Raw genomic sequence first — 19,487 nt, forward strand, 5'->3', positions numbered from 1 at the left:
CTGCGTCCATGTCCTCGGTCGAGGCCCGCGTGCTGTCGCTGTTCAGGGCCTTCATCGATCTGGACACACGCCTGCGCCCCGGTTTCCTCGCCGAGATACGCCACGACGATCCGCAGGCACACACGCTGCTGGCGGCGATGATCGCGGCCGATGCGGTCGCGCATCCGCTCGACGAACCGCTGCGCCCTCCACCGAGTGCGCACGATGAAGCCACACCCGGCTCCGACACGGAAGGCGACGAACGCATCGGCACCCGTCTGGGGCCATGGCGGATCGTGCGCAAGATCGGCGCCGGCGGTATGGGCATCGTCTACGAGGCGCAACGCGACGATCGGCAATACCTGCAACGCGTGGCCTTGAAATGCGCGCGTATCGAATTGTCGTCGCCGCGTCTGGCCGACGCCCTGCTGACCGAGCGCAATCATCTGGCACGGCTCCAGCATCCCAACATCACCGCCCTGCTCGACGGCGGGCTCGACCCCGACGGACACCCCTGGTTCGTCTTGCAGTATGTCGAAGGCCTGCCCATCGACGACTGGTGCGACCGGCATCGCAAGACCCTGGAAGAACGTGTCGCGGTGCTCGGGCAAGCCTGCGATGCGCTCGCCTACGCGCATGGCGAAGGCGTGCTGCACCAGGACCTGAAGCCTTCGAACCTGCTGGTGACCGCCGAAGGCCGAGTGCAGTTGCTCGACTTCGGCCTGTCCGCGCCGCTGAGCGCGCATGGCGACGCGGCATCGATACCGATTGCGCTGACGCCCGGCTATACCGCGCCGGAGATCGTCTTCCAGGGCTCGCCGCCGAGCGTCGCGGCCGATCTGTATTCGTTCGGCATGGTGATGCGGCGGTTGTTGACCGGCAGCGCCCCCTGCCAATCGCTGCTCGCCGAAGCCAGCCGTTGGATGGGACCGCCGCGTGCCGATGCTGGCCTGGTGCAGGCGGCCCTCGCGGCACCGCCGGGCGTCGCCGAAAACCGGAGCTTGCCCGATAACCGCGCCCTGGCCAAACGCTTGGCCGGCGGTCTGGACGCAATCGTCGAACGCTGCACCGACGCCGACCCGCAGCGGCGCTACACCAGTGCGCAGGCGCTCGGCGAGGACTTGAAACGCTGGTTGCAACAGCGCCCGGTCAGCGCGCGCAACGGCTCGCCACTCTACCGCGCCGGCCTGTTCCTTCGTCGCCATCGCCTGGCCCTGGGACTGACCGGCGCCATCGTCGCAACGGCGGCGGTCGGCATCGGCGCGACGCTGTGGCAGGCGCAACGCGCCCAGCGCGAAACCGACGCCGCGCTCGCGGTCAATCGATTGTTCGAAGACACCTTGGGAACGGCAACGCTGTCCGGCCTCGGCGATACGCCGTTCTCGTCGAGCGAGCTGTTGCGCAAGGTCGAGACGAAGATCCGCAAGCTCGGTCTGGAAGAACAACCGCGCGTATTCGCCGGCGCCCTGACCTCGCTGGCGCGCAGCCACGCGGTGATCGGCGATTACCACGGCGCCACTCGCCTCGCCGGTGAAGCCTCGCAGGTGCGCGGCGGTGGGGATGCGGCCTCGGCCGAGACCCAGGCCACCCTGGCCTCGCTGTTGAATCTGCAGGCACGCCACACCCAGGCGCGCGAGATTGCAGGACAAGCCCTGCAGGCGCTGCCCGACGACGACGCGAGCCGCTCCACCCGCCTGCGCCTGCTGACCGAAATCGCCCGCAGCGAATGGGAGCTGGGCGAGCACCGGCAAGCGCGACAAAACCTCGACCGGGCGCTAGCGCTGGCGCGCACGCGCCTCGACGCCGAGCCCGCGCCCTATGTCGAGCTGCTGACCTTGCGAGGCCACTGGAATACGCGCTTGTTGAATCTGTCCGCAGCCGAAGCCGACCTGCGCCAGGCGATCGCGCGGTCGGCCGACGAGCCTTCGCAACTCGCCAATCTCGCCCGCGAAAGACTGGTACGCCTGTTGACGGTGCAAGAGCGCTACGCCGAAGCACAGACCATCGCCCGGCAACTGCTCGACGACCGTCGCCGCAACCTGGGCGAGCGCCACCCGGACACCGGCCGCGCCTGGGTGGTGCTGGCCGACAGCCAATGCGCCGGCGACCGACCCGAGGATTGCCGGACTTCGATCGCCCGCGGCCGGGAGATCCTGCGCGCCGGTTACGGCCCGTCGCATCCCGAGTACGCCGAAGCACTGCGAGTGTCGACGCAAATCTACTTTTTCGACGAGAACAGCTACGCCGAGCACCTCGACGAAATGCGACGCGCGGTAGCGATCATGCGCGCCTCCTACGGCCCGAAGCACGAACTCAGGCTGCGCGCGGAAGCGGACCTCGGCGTGATGCTGCTGCATCGCAAACCGGCGGCGATGCCGGCCGCAGTCGCTGCGACGCTGAAAGACGAAGGCATGAAACAGCTCGCCTCGTTCATCGCCGAAGCGAACCGGCAGAAGACGCCGGTGTTCGCGCCGAAACTTTACTACGCCCGGGCCCTGGCCACGCGCAACCTCGGCGACGATGCGGCCCAAGCCCTGCGCCTGCTCGCCGAAACCGAAACCGACGCGAAACGCTATTTCGGCCCATCGCATACCCTGCGATTCCGGATTGCCTTCTCGCGCGCAGTCATCAGCTACAACCTCGGCGACCTGAAGGGCGCCGAGGCGCAACTGATCGCCTTGACGCCGCAAGTCGAAGCCGCCCTGCCCCAGGTCCGCGCCCGCTTCGCGCTGACCAACATCTACCAATTGCGCACCGAGATCGCCCTACAACAGGGCGACCGCGAGCAAGCGCGCCTCTCTCTGATCCGGATGCGCGACACCGCCGCACGCTGGCTCGGACCGGAGCATGCCTCAACCCGCCTGGCCCGCGCGGCCCTGGACAAGTTCGCACGCGCCGATTGACGCGATAGCCCGAGGCCGACTCGCCGTTTATTGCACGGTGCACGCCAAAGCCACCGTGACCGTATCGTTGAGCGCCATCGCGCCCAGCGCCACGCCGGCATCCAGTTGCGCCGTCGTCAACGTCGCCGAGGGGCAGGCCGCACCGGCACACGTCGCAGGCCCCGGGCAGCTCAGGCGCACGCGGCTCGCGGACGGATCCCGCAATACCGCGCCGGTCACCGCATCCGGACCACGATTGGTCACCACCAGCGTATACGTCGTGGCCGCCCCGGGAGTCAGCGTGTCGTTGGCCTGGTCGTCCGGGCCATTGGCCATGGTATTGGTCTTGCTGATCGTCAGGTCGGCCAAGGGCTTGCGCGTGTTGGTGAGCGTGCAGGTCAGGTCGTCTCCGGCCACCGGGGTCAGGCTGAAACTGCCGCCGCTGCCGCTCGGCGTTTGCCCGCCCACCAGGGCGTTGCTGCAAGCGTAGGTCGCGGTGTAGTTGTTGAGATCCGTACCCGCGGCCGCGGTTTCCGACAAGGTGTACGGCGTGCCTGCAGCCGCGGGGTCCAGGCTCACCGTGCCGGTCGCCGTGGTGCCGGTGCCGGTCGTCGTCACCGGCGCCGGCGCGCCGCTGCCTGCGATCTGCAAGGCGAATTGATCGGTCGCTACGAAACGTCCCAAGGGCAAGGCCTTCTGCAGGCGCAGCACCGCGCGCTTGCTGTTGGTGTACGTGCAGGTCACGGTTTCGCCGGAATCGACATCGATCGTCGCGATGCGGTTGGCGAGGTCGGCGGCGGTACCGCTGTCCGGGTCGCTGCAACTCAATCCGGTCAACGACCAACCGGCGATCGCGGCCTCGGTCACCGTATAGCTGCCCGGCTCCAGGCCGGTGAAAGTGCGCGTGTTCGACAAGGTGCCGTCGGCATCGTCGTCGAGACTGAAAGCGCTCAAGCCCGTGCCGGTCGTGGTGAAGGCGAAGTCCTGGGCATCGTTCGGCACCGCGTCCTTGACGATCACGATCGTGCCGGTCGGCGTGTCGGTGTCGGTGGCGCTGTTGTTGGCCGCAGTGACGTCGCTGGTGCCCGCCCCGACCGCGACGGCGGCGAGGTTGGCCAGGGCGCCGGTCGCACCCGCGGCAATGCTTCCGGTGACGCTGAAGGTGACGCTGCTCGAGGTATTGCTGCTATACGGCAGCGACGGAATCACGATGCCGCTGCCCTGCATCAGTGCGACGGTGGTATTGGCCACGCTCGGGCAGACGCCTCCGCCGATCGGGCTGCCGCAGGTCACCGAGCTCACAGTGAAATTAGCGATCGCCGGATCGGTGAAGACCGCATTGGCGGCACCGAACGGACCGGCATTGGTGACCACGACGGTGTAGGTGCGTGCCGTGTCCGGCGTATAGCTGTCGGTGGCCAGATCGTTCGGGCCGGAGACCGGTGTGTTGGTCTTGGTGATCTGAAGATCGGCGCCGAAGGTGATGTTCGCGGTCGGGCAATTGGAGCCGTCGTTGGCGCTCGAACCGGGCGCGCCGCTGATCAGGGTGGCGGTACCGGTGGCCAGATCGAACTTGTAGAAGCCGCTGGGCGGGTTGTTGCCCGAGCCGTACAGCCCGTTGGGCGCGCCGTACATGGCGCCGAAATAGCCGTCGGGCAGGCTGTTGGACGCACCGATATTCGCCACCGCGCCGGTGCTCGGGTTCACCGACACCAATTGGCCGGTGAGGGTGACGCCATACAACAGACCATTGACCCAGGCCCAGTCGGCGATATCGATCGCCGCGCTCAGGCTGACCGGCGTCGCGGTCATCGTGGTCACGTTGATCGCGTACATGGTCGTGCCGGCGGCGAGGTTGCTCTTAACGTAAAGAACATTGCCGGCCGTGCCGAACGCGCCGCTGATATAGGTCGCGACCGGCAATCCGCTGACGGCGCCCAGGCTGACGGCCGCGCCGTCCGAGCCGATCCGCACCAAGGTATTGCTGGTCGGGGTGATCAGGCCGTACTGGTAGTTGTCGGCCGGGTTGTAACCGACCGCGTTGTACACCACCGCAGCCGTGCCGACGGCATTGAAGGTCAACGGATTGGCGTTGGTGCCGATCTGATAGAGCGTGGTCGGCGTCGGCGCGCCCGGCGACTGCTCCAGCCACAGCCGCGAATCGCAAACGCCGAAGCTGGGCTGCATGCCGTCGGTGTCCGAAGCGGTGTTGTCGGCCGCGGCATTCTCGCTCACGCCGACCGGCACGGCGATCGCCGCGGTATTGGTCAGGCTGCCGGTCCGGGCCGCGGCGACCGTTATATTGACGGTAAACGTCACGCTGCCGCCCGGGGTCAAAGTGGGAATGACGATGCCCGCGCCCTGCATCAGGGCCACCGTGGTGTTGGCCGCGGAAGGACAGGCCGAGCCCGCGGTCGGGCTGCCGCAGGTCACGCTGGCGACCGTCACCCCGCTCACGGCCGGGTCGGTGAAGACGGCGCCGCTCACCGAACTCGTGCCGGCGTTGGTCACGACGATCGTATAAGCGATGGTCTGGCCCGGCGCATAGATCGTCTGGCCATCGGTCTTGGTGATGCGCAGATCGGTGGTCGCAGGGCCGTTGAACTCCGAGGTCGCTCCGCTGGTGCAGGCCGCGGTAAGACAGCGCGTCGCGGTCATGCGTAAACTCGCCGCGCTCACTCCCGCAATGGTGCAACTGCTGGGCACCGTGGCGCTGAAAGTGGTGACGATGCAACTGCCCAGCCAGGCCTGGCCTTCGCCGAAGCCGGTGGGATCCAGGCCGCCGGTATTGTTGTAGAAATCGATCCGGTAACCGTTGGCGTTCGCCGTCGTGTTCAGGGTGAAGCTGACGGCATTGCCGTTGATGCCGGCGATCACCGGAAAGTTCTGCAGCCCGTTCGGCCCGGTGTCGGTATCGCCTGCATCGTTAGCGGTCACGCCGCTGGTGCCGAGATCGATGCCCAGGCCGCCGTTACCGGAAATATTGATGTTGGCCGCAACGAAGTTGTTCTGCGCGTTGGCGCCGATGATGCTGACGCCGTCGCCGCCGTTACCGGTGACGGTGTTGCCGGTGATCGAATTGCTGGCGATCCCGCCGGCCCCCGACGAACTCAGCCGGATACCGTCCCCGCCCATGCCGGTGATGCTGTTTCCCTGAATGGTGTTGCTGTTGGTCTGCGCTCCTTGGGCATCGGTCAGGCAAATGCCGGTGCCGGTTCCGCCGGAGAGGGTGTTGTTGGTGACGGTGTTGCTGTTGGTATTTCCGGCCGCGAAGTTCTGATACAGATTGATGCCGCAGCCGTTCGACGCCGACAGCTGATTGTTGCTGACGATCACGTTGCTGCCGCTGCCCACGCCGATACCGCTGTTGATCGTGGTCGCGTTGATGATGTTACCGGTGATGGTTCCGTTGTATCCGGCGATGGAAACAAAGTTGTAGTAGCTGATGCCGTAGGCAAAATTTCCGCTCAGCGTATTGTTCGTAACGCTGCAATTGTCGCTATCCAGGCATCGGATGGCGTCGAAGGTCGTCGCGTTACCCGTCAGCGTATTTCCGGTAATGGCGACGTTGGCCGCACCGCTATCGGCGGATACCAGGGTTTGATTGAAATTCGTAATGACGTAGTTCTGCAGCAGACTCCCGCTGGCGCCGGCACCGGAGAATCGGATGGCGTTGTAGCTTCCCCCGCCGCCGTTAAGAGTGATGCCGCTGTTGTTCATGCTCAGCGTATCGGTGATCGGCGGCAAGGCCGAGGTGACGCCTATCGTTCCCGAGACGCTGAACGCGATCGTATCGGCGACCCCGACGGTCAGATTGGCCGCCATAATCGCCGCGCGCAGCGTCGGACAGCTGAAATTCGGACTGGTGCCCGTGCAGGTGCCGACGGCATCGCCCAGGCCGGTGACCGTATAAGTCGCAGCAAAACCGCTGCCCGCCCACAACGACGAGGCCGCGAGCATCCACAGGCAGGCGATCCTGAACCTGCGCGGCCGTTTCCGTTCAGCCCCGGCTGTGCGAGCTGCGGCCACGGGCTCGGCCCGGCGGCGTGCCGCCGCGATCCAAGTACGCAAAGTCATGGTGCTGTTCCCCTGAGTGGTCTCGATGCGAACGCCGCAGCGATCGGCCTGCGTTCGAGCGCGAACCGTTCCGGGACACGGCATCGGTTCGCCCCGACTGCGGGCGGTTCAGAGGGAAAGTAGAAAGGTGCGCCTGAAAACGTCGGGGCGGATTCAGAGAGGATTCACCTTGGCGACAACGACGCCGGCATGGCCAGAACAGCCTTAAAATCAAGGGTTTGCACTGCCGCGAACGCGGACGGACGAGGTCGCGGCAAGGGCCGCAGCGCTGCTGCCTCGATCCAAATCGCAGGCCGGCCGGCACGGCACCCTGCCGCATTCGCCGTCACTGCCGCACGATCAAAGCCCACGACTACCGCCGACCGCATCGGGACCGCAAAAGAAACGGGCTCCATCGCGGAGCCCGTTTCGGTTCGATCAATTACCGGCCGGCATCAGAAGGTGATGCTCCAGGTGTCGATGCGGCCGACGTCGTTGTTGGCGTTGTCGTTGACGCGCAGCTTCCAGGTGCCGTTGAGCGGTTCGCTCGACAGGTTGAAGTTGAAGGTGCCGCTCAGATTGTCGGCGCTGCCGCCGGCGCGGTTGCTGATGTTGTAGAGCGAGCCGTCCGGCGCGACCAGGTCGACCTTAATGTCGCCGCGATAGGTGTGGATGATGTTGACCGAGACCGAGGCGCTGGTCGGCGCGTTGCCGGTGCGGCCGGACACGGTGATCGGGCTGTCGACGGTGGCGTTGTCGTTGATCGCGTAGTCGGTGCCGTTGGTATAGGTCTGGGTGCCCGGACCCGGGCCGGTACCGGCGGTCTTGCCGAGCTCGCCGAGGAAGGCCAGGCCGAGCTTGGCGAAGGGCACGCTGTTGGCGGCCGAGTTGCCCATGTTGGCGAGGGTGTCGTTGGGCGTATGGATGGACCCGAAGTAACCGCCGCTGGAGGTGCCGCCCTCGAAGTAGATCGCCGCGGGGAAACCGGCCGAGGTCCAGGAGGCATGGTCGGAGCAACCGTAGCCGCAGGTGTAGCTGCCGACGGTGCCGCCGATGTAGGTCGTGTACAGATCGCGTAGGAACTGCTGCAGGCTGGAATTCGAGTAATCGCTGACCAGACGCACCGCCGGCGCACCGCTGGTGCGGTAGTTGGTCATGTCCAACTGCAGCACGCCGACCACGTTGACGCCGCGGTTCTTGAAATCGGTGGCGATCGCCTTGGAACCGCGCAGGCCGACTTCTTCGGCGGCATAGCCCATGAACTTGATCGTGCGCTTGGGCTTGTAGCCGCTCGCCATGGCCACGCGTAGCACTTCGGTCAGGGTGGCGATGCCGGAGGCGTCGTCGTCGGCGCCCGGCGCGTTCATCGAATCGCCGCTGCCGCTGCTGGAGATCGAATCCAGGTGCGCGCCCAGCACCACCACTTCGTTCGGCAGCTCGCTGCCCTGGATGGTCAGGATCGCCGAGGGCTGGGTCGAACACGTGGTGCAACCGGTATAGAGCTCGGCGGTGACGTCGCTGCGGCCGTTGGCCAGCCCGGCCCAGGTGTCCTTGATCCAGGTCGCCGAGGTGCGGCCGTGGCTGGAGGCGTAGTAACGGTTCGGGTACTGGGTCGACAAATGGCTGATGGTGCCGCGGATGTTCGCTTCGGCGACCTGGCTCAGCCAGGGATTCACCGTCGCCTGGTTGTCGATGGTGTAGGTGGCGAACTTGGTGTTCATCGCTTCGACGCTGCGCTCGCTGCGCACGAAGGCTTCGGCCTCGGCGCGCGTCTCGAAGGCGACGAAACCGCCGCAGCGCTTTTCTTTCTCGTGGACATGACGGGTCACATCCGCGAGTTGATAGGTCTTCAGTTCGGCCACCACCAGCTTGGCACCGGCCGGATTGCTGACGCCGGTGGCGTTGCGCGCGAGCGACTGCACGCCGGCATCGAAGGTCTCGCGCGAGGTGACGATGAACACCGGCTGGAACGGATCGTCGGTGGCATCGGCCGGACGTGCGTGATCGTGGCTGTGCGTCTGCGCCACCGCCGGTGCGATGGCGGCGGACAATGCGAGGGCTAGCAAGGCGGGCAACGGGGCAAAGTGCTTGTTCACGGAAGGCGCTCCTGTTCGGCGTCGCCCGGCCGGATGCGGGCGGCATCGGCGCAGGGACGCGATGGACTGGGATGACGGCCGCAGAGTGCGGTTCGTCGCGAGAGTTTGCTGCGCGTGAAAGCGGCGCCGAACGGTGCGGGGGGAAACGTTCCGATACGCCCGGGACTCGACCCTAAGCGCGATCCGATATGACGAACAAGCGACAACCTGTTCGAGCGCACATTCGCGTTCGTGACCTCGGTCATGCATACGCGCAGTAACCGCTTACGGCGCACGCCTGGAGGGCGAAATCGATACTAAAACCGCGAAATTTTCACTGTTTCGACGATGGAAACATCGCCGTAACGGACGCCGATCGTGTAAATCATGCAGCGCAACAAGCGGCAGCGAACGCGCCCCGAGGCCGCATGCACTCCCCCACAAACGCGCATCCCCGACCAAAGCCGGGGATGCGCGCTGCAACTTGCCTACGATGCGGAAACGATCAGAAGGTGATGCTCCAACTGTCGATGCGGCCGGTGTCCTGGGTGGCGTTGTCGTTGACGCGCAGCTTCCAGGTGCCGTTGAGCGGCTCGCTCGACAGGTTCTTGATGAAGGTGCCGACGACGTTGTCGGCGCTGCCGCCGCTGCGGTTGTGGATGTTGTAGAGAGTGCCGTCCGGCGCCACCAGGTCGACTTTCAGATCGCTCTTGTAGCTGTGCAGGATGTTGACCGCGATCGAAGCGTCGCTCGGTGCGTTGCCGGTGCGGCCGGACACCACGATGCTGCTCTCGACCGTGGCGTTGTCGGGGATCTGCACGTCGGTGCCGTTGCTGTAGGTCTGGGTGCCGCCGCCTCCGCTGACCGTAACCGAGGCGGTCTTGCTGTGGCTGGCGTTATCGTCGTCGGTGACCGTCAGGGTGACCGTATAAGTGCCCGATGCGGCGTAGGTCTTGCTCGGGTTGGTCGCAGTCGAGGTGGTGCCGTCGCCGAAGTTCCAACTGCGCGCCACAATGCTGCCGTCGCTGTCGCTGGAGCTGTCGGTGAAGTTCACACTGAGACCGCTGGAGCTGGAAGTGAAATTCGCGACCGGCGGGGTATTGATGGGACCGGTGCCGCCGACGGTGAAGCGCACTGCGTTCGGCGTGCCGGGCTTGCCGGCGGCATCGGTGCCCTGCACGTACAAGGTGTGCACGCCGCTGGCCAGGCCGGTGGTCGGTATGCTCGCGGTCACGACTTCGCGGCTGCTGTTGTAGCTGCCGTCGCTGGCGTTGAGCGGATACGAGACCGCGCCGGCCGCCCACGGCGGCGCATCGAGGTAGGCCCGCGCCGAGGCGATGTTCTGCACCGGCTCGGTGCCGTTGCTCTGGTTGAACACGCTGTCGTCGACGGTCGCCGTCAGCGTGACCGGGGTGCCGGCCGGCACGGTCGCCGAAGACACGCTGACCGCGGTGGTGTCGGGGCCGGACGGCAGCTTGTACGGTGCCCACAGGCTGCGCGCGGCGTAACGCAGGGACTTCAGGTTGTCCGGCAGGGTCGTGCCCTGGAAGGTGCTGCAGCTCTCGAAGAACGATACGCCCAGCTCGATCGTGTACGCCGGCACGCCGAGCAGGCCGTACATCGTGTCGTCGGTGGTGCCGTCGGTGGCGTAGAGCTCGTCGGATTGTTGCGGGCGGTAGTTGTTGTGGAAGGCCATGCGCCGGCCGAGCGCACGCAGCGCCGCGCTGTTCGGCGCGGGATTGCTGGTGTCGCCCCACGACCACAGCACCAGTTGGGCGGCGCTGTGGATGTCCATGAAAATGCCCTGGTAATCCTCGGGTGCGGCGGTGTTGACGTCGTCGGGACGGCGGTCCGGGAAGATGCCGCCGGTGTACACGCCGCTGCTGTTGCGGGTGCCGGCGACCAGGCGCATCAGGTTCTGCGTCTCCGGCTCGGAGGCCGCGAGCGGGCCGCGATAAGTCTCGGCGCAGGCGTTGCCGCTGGAGCCGCCGGCGGCGCTGTTCCAGTGATAGGGGAAGTTGCGGTTGAGGTCGACGCCGATCGACGAAGCGCTGCAGGCGCCGTTGCTGTTGTTGACGTTCTTGCGCCAGGACGAGCCCGCCTCGGCCTTCTTGCGGCCGTCGGGGTTGGCCTGCAGCACGAACTGGAAGGCGAAGTTGTCGAGCAGCCAGGTCGCCTCGTCGTTCGTGCCGTAGTTGTTGGCCAGCCATTCGGCGAAACGGGTGACGGTTTCGGCCGGCGTGTACTCGCGCGCGTGGATCGAACCGAACAACACCAGGGTCGGCTTGTTCGGCAGCGCGGCGTCGGTCGCCGAATTGGTCAGCTTGAGCACCTTCATCTCGTAGCCGGTGCCGGCGCTCTGGGTCTTCTGCCAGCTCGGTCCGATGTTGGTCACGCGCGCCAACTGCGGCTTGCTCGCCGCCAGCTGGTCCATGGTCGTATAGGTTTCCTCGACCGTGCGATAGCAGGCATAACCGGGAATGCTCTTGATGCCGAGCGCGGAGCTTTGCAGCGCGGTCTGCAGGCGTTGCAGTTTCTCGGTCGCGTCGCGATCGACCTCGTACTTGAAGCCGGCGCGGCTCAGCGCGGCCAGATCCTCCGGCATGGCTTCGACGCGGACGGTCTTGGCCTCGCGGTCGACGATCAGATGCTGGAAGCGCGACGCGATGCGTTGCAACTGCGCGCTGTTGGTGTATTTGGCGGTGACGAAGACAGGCAGATCATCGGCGGCCTTGGCGCCGGCGGACAAGGCCAGCAACAGGGGCAGCGCGGCGTATTGGAAGCGCATTGGGAAACTCTCCATGTACCGGTACGTTGGACAGCGATGCGGTGGGTGCGGCCACCATGCTGGGTACGCGGCACGTGGGCTGACAAGCGTCGCCCGTCGCGGCCATGCCTCGCTTTCGTGATGCGTACGGCAGAACGGCGCAGTGGTCTGCGATGACGCATGGCGCGTCTTTGGATCGGGGTGCACGCGGCGAGGTCGCCGGGCCGCGCGGAATTCCATTCACCAACAGGACTTCGTCCATGGCGCTTCCCCGCGCACGGAGAAGCGCCGATGGAAACGCCGCGCGCCGTTACGGCGCGCGGCGTCGGTGGATCAGAACGTGATGCTCCACTTGTCGATGCGGCCGGTGTCCAGGTTCGCATTGTCGTTGACGCGCAGCTTCCAGGTACCGTTGAGCGGTTCGCTCGACAGGTTCTTGGTGTAGGTGCCGATGACGTTGTCGGCGCTGCCGCCGGTGCGGTTGTGGATGTTGTAGACCGTGCCGTCCGGCGCCACCAGGTCGACCTTCAGGTCGCTCCTGTAGGTGTGGTAGATCGTCACCTGGATCGGCGTGGTCGCCGAGCCGTTGCCGCTGCGGCCGGACACGGTGATCGAGCTTTCCACGGTGGCGTTGTCGCTGATCGCCACGTCGGTCTCGTTGGTGTAGGTCTGCGCACCCGGGCCGCCCGACACCGTGACCGTGCCGGTCTTGGTGTTGGTCGCGCCATCGTCGTCGGTGACGGTCAGCGTGACGGTATAGGTACCGGCGGTGCTGTAGGTCTTGGACGGGTTGGTCGCGGTCGAGGTGGTGCCGTCGCCGAAGTTCCAGCTACGCGAGGCGATGCTGCCGTCGCTGTCGGTGGAGCTGTCGGTGAAGGTCGCGGTCAGGCCGCTGACCGACGAGGTGAAGTTCGCCACCGGCGGATTGTTCGGCGTGCCGCCGCCCGAATCCAGGCCGTCGATGAACTGCGCACCGGTGTTGCCCGGGTCGAGCCAGTTGCTCAGGCGCGAATCCGCCGCGCCGCCGCCGGTCCACGAGGTGAACACGCGGCCGTAGTAATCGCTGCGGTTGGTGCCGGTGGCGCTGCAGCTCGACGGGCCGCCATGCAACTGACCCAGCACGCGCTTCTCTGGGCTGTAGATCGGCGAACCCGAGGAACCCGGCTCGGTGACGCCGCCGGTCGGTTGCCACTGCACGCGCAAGTGGGTGGTGCCGGCGCCGCCGCCCCAGGCCACGAACGAAGTCGGCTCGGTCGAATTGCTGATGCGCTTCTCGGCCACGTTCGGGTGATGGATCGCGATGGCACCCGGATAGTTCTGGTCGCGGCGGTCCCAACCGGCCCAGAACAGATTGAACGCAGGGTTGGCCGGCGTGTTCAGTTCAAGCAGCGTGAAGTCGGAGGTCGCGTAAGTCGCCTTGTAGGTCGATCCGGACTGGGTGTTGGCCATCGAGCCGTCGCCGTTGGCGCCGCTGGCGGGCGTGTTCGGCGGGCGACAGGTCGAGTTCTGGTAGTTCCAGTACACCACGATGCTGGCCGCGGTCGACGCCGTACCCATGCCGCAATGGTGCGCGGTCAGGAAGTACATCTTCTTGTCGTTGGCGGTGTTGTTGACCAACGAGCCGGTGCAGGCCAGCGAGCCGTTCTTCGAGTAGGCCGCGACCGAGCGGATGATGTCGCGACGTCCGTCGCCTTCGGGGCAGACCACGTCGATGTTGCAGGCGCCCGAGACGCCCTTTTCGCCGCTTGCTGCCGCAGCCAGGCGGCGCGCGAGCGGTCCGAAGCCGACATAGTCGTGACCGAGCTTGGTCAGATGCAGCTTCAGCTCGCCCATTTTTGCGGCGGGCACGACCACTTCGATCACCGCCTCTTCGCCGGGCACGATCGCCGTCCACAACTGGCCGGAGGGATTGTTGTCGCGGTCGGTGTATTCGCGGATCAGGCTGCGATCGCCGCCTGCGGTCTGCGTCGCCGGATACACCAGCAGACGGCCGCCGGCCGGCATGTGGTACTGGGTGAAACCGAAGTTCAACGACAGCGCCTTGTCCGAACGCACGCGCTGGCGCCAGATGACGTTGTCGGCATCCAGCTTCTCCCACACGCCCGAGTTCAACGGCGTCATGTCGAGATCGAGCGAGGCGGCGAAGCGAGGAATCTCATTGCGCGCTTCGCGCACGCGGTCTTCCGCGCGCAACTTGGCGACGTCCACCGCCGGCATCGCGCGCAGCGCGATCTTGTCCAGGCGCGAGATGTTGGCGTGATCGAACGCTGCCGGGCGCGTGGCCGGGGCAGCAAGTGCGGCACTGATCGACAGTCCGAGCAGCAGCAAGGAACCACAAAGTCGTTTCATGAGTCTCTCCGTCCGTAGTAGAGGCAAGACCGCGACGCCGGCTGGGCCGGAGTGTTCGACAATGGCGATGGCGACGGGGTCAGGCGATGGGAACTGGATGCTCCAGCGTTTGATGCAGGCGAGGCCGCATGCTTCCCCTGAGCGTGCGTTTTTTCTACGACGCGTGGTGCGCGTTGCTACCGTGCCTTTGCGACCACGGCGCGACTCTGAGGCACACGCGTCGCGCACAACAAGACGCAAACGCGTCGAGTCGACATCGCATCCGTGCCTGACGTCACGCATACAACGAAGATTTGTTTCGATTGAAATCGGTGTGCCGGAGCGGAAATTGAAACTGAGAACCCGTCCGCGTTCATGATGCAATGCACGACACGAACCCGGGGAACTCCGACGCAGCCGCGTCGACGGCCCATCGCCGGCGCCGCTTTTCCGATGCCATTCCCGCGCGGAAAGATACCTCTTCGACTACGGCTTGCCCCATCGAGAACGGCGGCATTCGGCAGGGAGCGGTGCGTTCGTGCCGTCGAAGGTGCGCCCGGGTCTCTGCCGCTCGGCACGGCCGGCCTCGCCCGCTCCATCGACATCGTCGCCTCCATGCCTCTATGCCCCACAGGCAGATCCGCCAGCGACTCGAAATGGGTTGCGCAAAGAAAAACCCCGGCCGAAGCCGGGGTTTTACAGGGTCATCGTATCGATGCCCAGTCGATCAGAACGTGATGCTCCAGCTGTCGATGCGGCCGGTGTCTTGGCTCGCATTGTCGTTGACGCGCAGCTTCCAGGTGCCGTTGAGCGCTTCGCTCGACAGGTTCTTGTTGAAGGTGCCGGTGACGTTGTCGGCGCTGCCGCCGGTGCGGTTGTGGATGTTGTAGAGGGTGCCGTCCGGCGCCACCAGGTCGACCTTCAGGTCGCCCTTGTAGGTGTGGACGATATTGACCGCGATCGGCGTGCTGGCCGGCGCGTTGCCGCTGCGGCCGGACACGACGATCGAGCTTTCGACCGTGGCGTTGTCGGGAATGTTGACGTCGTTGCCGTTGGTATAGGTCTGCGCACCGCCGGTGCCGACCGTGACCGAAGCGGTCTTGGTGTGGGTGGCGCCGTCGTCGTCGGTGACCGTGAGGGTGACGGTGTAGGTGCCGATCGTGTTGTAGGTCTTGCTCGGGTTGGTCGCCGTCGAAGTGGTGCCGTCGCCGAAGTTCCAGCTGCGCGAGACGATGCTGCCGTCGCTGTCGCTGGAGCTGTCGGTGAAGTTGACCGTCAGGCCGCTAGCACTCGAGCTGAAATTGGCCACCGGCGGGGTATTGGTCGGCGTGCCGCTGGAGTCGATGCCGTCGATGAACTGCGCGCCGGTGCCGGACGGGTCGAGCCAGTTGCTCAGGCGCGTGGCAGCGGAGCCGCCGCCGGTCCAGGAGGTGAAGATACGGCCGTAGTAGTCGCTGCGGTTGGCGCCGGTGGCCGAGCAACTCGACGGGCCGCCGTGCAGTTGGCCCAGCACGCGCTTCTCCGGGCTGTAGACCGGCGAACCCGACGAACCCGGCTCGGTCACGCCGCCGTTGGCTTGCCAGAACACGTGCAGGTGGGTGCTGCCGCTGGCGCCGTTGTAGCCGCTGATCTGGGTCGCGGTGGTCGAGTGGCTGATGCGCTTCTCGGCGACGTTGGGATGATGGATTGCGGTCGCGCCGGAGAAGTTCTGGTCGCGGCGGTCCCAACCGGCCCAGAACAGGTTGTGGGCCGGGTTGGCGGCGGTGTTGAGTTCGAGCAGGGTGAAGTCGGACGCGGCGTTGGTCGCGCGGACCACCGCACCGGTCTGCGACTGCGACAGCGAGCCGTCGCCGTTGGCGCCGCTGGAGGACGAGCCCGGGGCGCGGCAGGTCGAGTTCTGGTAGTTCCAGTACACCACCATGCTCGCGGCGATCGCCGCGGTGGTCATGCCGCAGTGGTTCGCGGTCAGGAAGTACATCTTCTTGTCGTTGGCGGTGTTGTTGACCAACGAGCCGGTGCACCACATCGTGCCCTGCTTGGAGTAGGCCGCGACCGAGCGGATCACGTCGCGGTGGGCGTTGCCTTCGGGGCAGACGACGTCGATGTTGCAGCTGCCCGACACGCCGGTGGCCTGCTCCAGCGCGGCTTCGCGCGCGAGCCGACCGAGGCCCTTGTAGTCGTGTTGGACGCCGGCCAGGTGCAGCTTGAGCTCGCCGACCTTGGCGCGCGGCACGACCACTTCGATCACTGCCTCGTCGCCGATCACCACCGGCGTCCACAGCTCGTTGAAGGCGTTGTTGTCGGCCGCGGTGAAGCTGCGCACGCGCGAGGCGTTGGAGCCCGGGGCCTGGTCGGCCGGATAGATCAGCATGCGTGCGCCGGCGGGCAGCTTGAACTGATCGAAATGGAAATTCAGGGTCAGCGCGTTCTTGGATTCGATACGCGTGCGCCAGACCGCATGGTCGGCGTCGAGGTCTTCCCAGGTGCCGCTGTTGAGGGTGTTCATGTCCACCGGCAGCGAGGTGGCGAAGCGCGGCGCTTCGTTGCGGCCGCGCTTAAGGTCTTCGGCGCGCAGCTTGGCGACGTCCACCGCCGGCATGCTGCGCAGGGCGATGCGGTCGATGCGCGAGAGACGGGCATTGTCGAAAGCCGCCGGACGCAGGGTCGGGGCGGCGAGCGCGCTGCCGATCGACAGTGCGAGCAGGGCCAGGGAAGCGGTCAGTCGTTTCATTACTTGCTCCATGTTGGGAAGGACGACGTGGTGGCGAAGTTCCGCGACGAGGCCTGGACCGGCCCGGAGCATCCGGCCCCTCGAGGCGAAGGGCCGGATGCCGGGCGAGCGCGTCCGCAGCGAGCTGCGGTCCGCGTCCGGATCGCATCCCGCCACGGCCGTTTCAGACCATCGTCGAGCGGAAAGCGGACTCCCCTAAGCCCGCCGGTATTTCAGAAGCCCGGCTCCTCAGAAGCCGGGACTTCCCCGTACACGAGGTCCCTCCGGAGGGAGGTTCCTCAAAACGCGAAGCCGATCAGAACGTGATGCTCCAGGTGTCGATGCGGCCGACGTCCTGCGAGGCGCGGTCGGCCGCGCGCAGCTTCCAGGTGCCGTTGAGCGGTTCGCTCGACAGGTCCTTGGTGAAGCTGCCGGTGACGTTGTCGGCGCTGCCGCCGCTGCGGTTATGGATGTTGTAGACCGAGCCGTCCGGCGCGATCAGGTCGACGATCAGATCGCCCTTGTACGGGTGGACGATGTTGACCGAGACGCTGGCATTGCTCGGCGCGTTGCCGCTGCGCCCGGACACGGCGATGCTGCTGCTCACGCCGGTGGCGTTGTTGTCCGGGATGTTGACGTCGGTGCCGTTGCTGTAGGTCTGCACGCCGCTGGCGTTGACCGTGACCGAGGCGGTCTTGCTGTGGGTGGCGCCATCGTCGTCGGTGACCGTCAGCACCACGCTGTAGGTGCCGGCCGCGGTGTAGGTCTTGCTCGGGTTGGTCGCGGTCGAGCTGGTGCCGTCGCCGAAGTTCCAGCTGCGCGAGGCGATGCTGCCGTCGCTGTCGGTGGAGCTGTCGGTGAAGTTCACCGTCAGGCCACTGGCGCTGGAGCTGAAGTTCGCCACCGGTGCGACATTGGCGCCCGGGTCGGCGCGGAATGCCGCCATCGCCGCCTTGGTCTGCACCAGTACGCGCTGGTTGTGGTTCACATCGGCCGTGCCCATCGCCACGCCGCCGTAAGTGACGTCCGGATTGGACCAGTAGTTCAGGCGGGTGCAGGCCGTGCCCGGGCACTGGTAAGCCATGATGGTGCGCCAGCGAGCGCCCTGCGCGGGCATGTACTGGTAGCCGTGGCCGTAAGCGTAAGGCTGCGTGTTCGGATCGTTTTGCGGGTTGTGACGGGCCGACAGCAGGTGGCCGATCTCGTGGGCGAAGCTGTAGTAGCCGGTCGCGCAATCGTAGTGGACGGTCGCGAACGCGGTGGCGGCGTTCGACCCGATCGCGGCGGCGCGACCGCAGTTGCTGTCGTCGTTGATGACCAGGACGTTGACGTCGGCGGCATTGGTGTCGCGGGTACCGTGGATGTCGTCCATGTAGCCGTCGTTGGTACCTTCGAAGCGGTCCACGTCGGTGGCGTGGCCGTCGCCGACCGAGGTGTATTGGACGGTGCGGTAATTGGCCAGCACCATGTTGATGCCGACGTTGGAATTGACGTAACCCTGGTTGCTTTCGGCGACGGCCAGTTCGACCAGCGCCTCCATGTCGCCGCCATAAGCCGTGACCGCGTCGTTGGTCGCGACCACTTGGACGCGGATGGTAGCGGTGGCTCCGGGTTCGGTCGCGGCAGGGCCGACCAGGCCACCGCTGCGAGCGGCCTGCGTGGCGGCCGCGCGCATATCGATCTGGGGCAGGCTCGCCTCGTTGTAGTCGGCGGCATGGTCCGGCGGCATGCGGGTTTCGTCGACCTCGATCACCGCATGGCTGCCGTCGGCGAGCGGACGGATGCGATACAGCTGGCCGTCGACGCGGACGTTGCCGGTGACGCCGTTGCCGCGGCGCACCAGGGCGACCGAGTTGCGTTCGTCGTGACGCACTTCGCGCGCAGTGCGGGCGGCGGCCTTGCCGGTGCCCCGCAGGTGGCCCATCCAGACGGTGCTGCCGCCGCGGGTTTCGCGGACGTTGTCGAGCACGGCGTTGACCAGGTGGCCGCCGAGCTGCAATTCGATCTCGCGCGTTTGCGCGCTGACCACAGCGGGATTCGCGCGCTTGAGCCGCAGCGAGGCGGTAGCCGGCGCGGCGGCCAGGCTTTGCGCACGACCGAGGGCGGACGAGCCCTGGCTGCCGGCGATACCGGCGCGCGGCGTGGCGTCGCCGACGAACAGCGGTTGTGCGGCGAAGGCCGGCAGTGCGGCGATCGCGGATGCGAGTACGGCGACGCGAGCGGTGTTCAGGCCGCGCGCACGGACGCGGTTGCGAGACTTGCTGGTCATTGGTGGAACCCCCGAAGGAAGTAGAGCCGCAAACGCGGCCGAAAGGTGATCGCCGGAACATCGAAGGCAGGCGGCCTGTTCGCCAGCACCTGTTCGCTCTCGTGTCCGATCTGGCGTTTCGTGTCTTGATTGCGGATCGCAGTCGTCGTTGCGTCCGCACTTCGACGCTAACGTTTCGTGCAAGGCCGCGGCAACGGTTTGGCCTGCGATTCGACGGCACCGTTCGTGATGCAGGTCATGCATCGGAAAACTCTTTCGCGCAGGCGAAATCCGCCGCTCGCCGAGCGATAAAACCTACGCGCGACGGCACCTTTGGCGCAATAAAAAACCCCGGCTTTTGCCGGGGTTTTTTTGTGCTTCGCAGCGAAGATTGCGTGCCTTTCGTCAATGAATTTCTTGCAGTCTTGCAGGAAGTTTCGAC

At 66.2% G+C, this 19,487-nt stretch carries 7 protein-coding genes and 1 pseudogene; 1 reads left to right on the plus strand and 7 read right to left on the minus strand.

Annotation, left to right across the window (positions count from 1 at the left end; translation table 11 throughout):
* Positions 1-8 precede the first annotated feature (8 nt).
* Positions 9-2,882, plus strand: a complete 2,874-nt coding sequence (locus ACKN61_RS18770) for a protein kinase domain-containing protein (protein ID WP_408950763.1) — start codon at positions 9-11, stop codon at positions 2,880-2,882.
* Positions 2,883-2,909: 27 nt separating this feature from the next.
* Here the strand turns inward: ACKN61_RS18770 and ACKN61_RS18775 are convergent, their stop codons facing one another.
* The 7 genes and pseudogenes from ACKN61_RS18775 to ACKN61_RS18805 form a co-directional block, all read right to left on the minus strand.
* On the minus strand, positions 2,910-6,821 hold the full coding sequence (locus tag ACKN61_RS18775) for a beta strand repeat-containing protein (protein WP_408950764.1): 3,912 nt from the start codon (positions 6,819-6,821) through the stop codon (positions 2,910-2,912).
* 551 nt (positions 6,822-7,372) lie between these two features.
* The gene (locus ACKN61_RS18780; RefSeq protein ID WP_408950765.1) at positions 7,373-9,013 is read right to left on the minus strand and encodes a M20/M25/M40 family metallo-hydrolase; all 1,641 of its coding nucleotides are present in this window, start codon (positions 9,011-9,013) and stop codon (positions 7,373-7,375) included.
* 484 nt (positions 9,014-9,497) lie between these two features.
* Positions 9,498-11,780, minus strand: a complete 2,283-nt coding sequence (locus tag ACKN61_RS18785) for a M14 family zinc carboxypeptidase (protein ID WP_408950766.1) — start codon at positions 11,778-11,780, stop codon at positions 9,498-9,500.
* A 312-nt stretch (positions 11,781-12,092) separates the two neighbouring features.
* Positions 12,093-14,108 carry a proprotein convertase P-domain-containing protein gene (locus ACKN61_RS18790; RefSeq protein WP_408950767.1) on the minus strand — a complete coding sequence of 672 codons (2,016 nt, stop codon included), beginning with the start codon at positions 14,106-14,108 and terminating at the stop codon, positions 12,093-12,095.
* Between the two features lie 706 nt (positions 14,109-14,814).
* Positions 14,815-16,818, minus strand: coding sequence for a PKD domain-containing protein (locus ACKN61_RS18795; RefSeq protein WP_408950768.1), 2,004 nt, complete (start codon positions 16,816-16,818; stop codon positions 14,815-14,817).
* 295 nt (positions 16,819-17,113) lie between these two features.
* Entirely contained in the window at positions 17,114-17,743 is a 630-nt protein-coding gene (locus ACKN61_RS18800) for a PKD domain-containing protein (RefSeq protein WP_408953861.1), read from the minus strand.
* Positions 17,729-19,066 (minus strand): annotated as a pseudogene (locus ACKN61_RS18805) (M12 family metallo-peptidase); the annotation flags it as partial. The pseudogene ACKN61_RS18805 and the gene ACKN61_RS18800, both read right to left, overlap by 15 nt.
* Between the last annotated feature and the right edge of the window lie 421 nt (positions 19,067-19,487).

The sequence above is a fragment of the Lysobacter sp. Hz25 genome, from assembly GCF_046097045.1.
Classification (GTDB): Bacteria; Pseudomonadota; Gammaproteobacteria; order Xanthomonadales; family Xanthomonadaceae; genus Lysobacter; species Lysobacter antibioticus_B.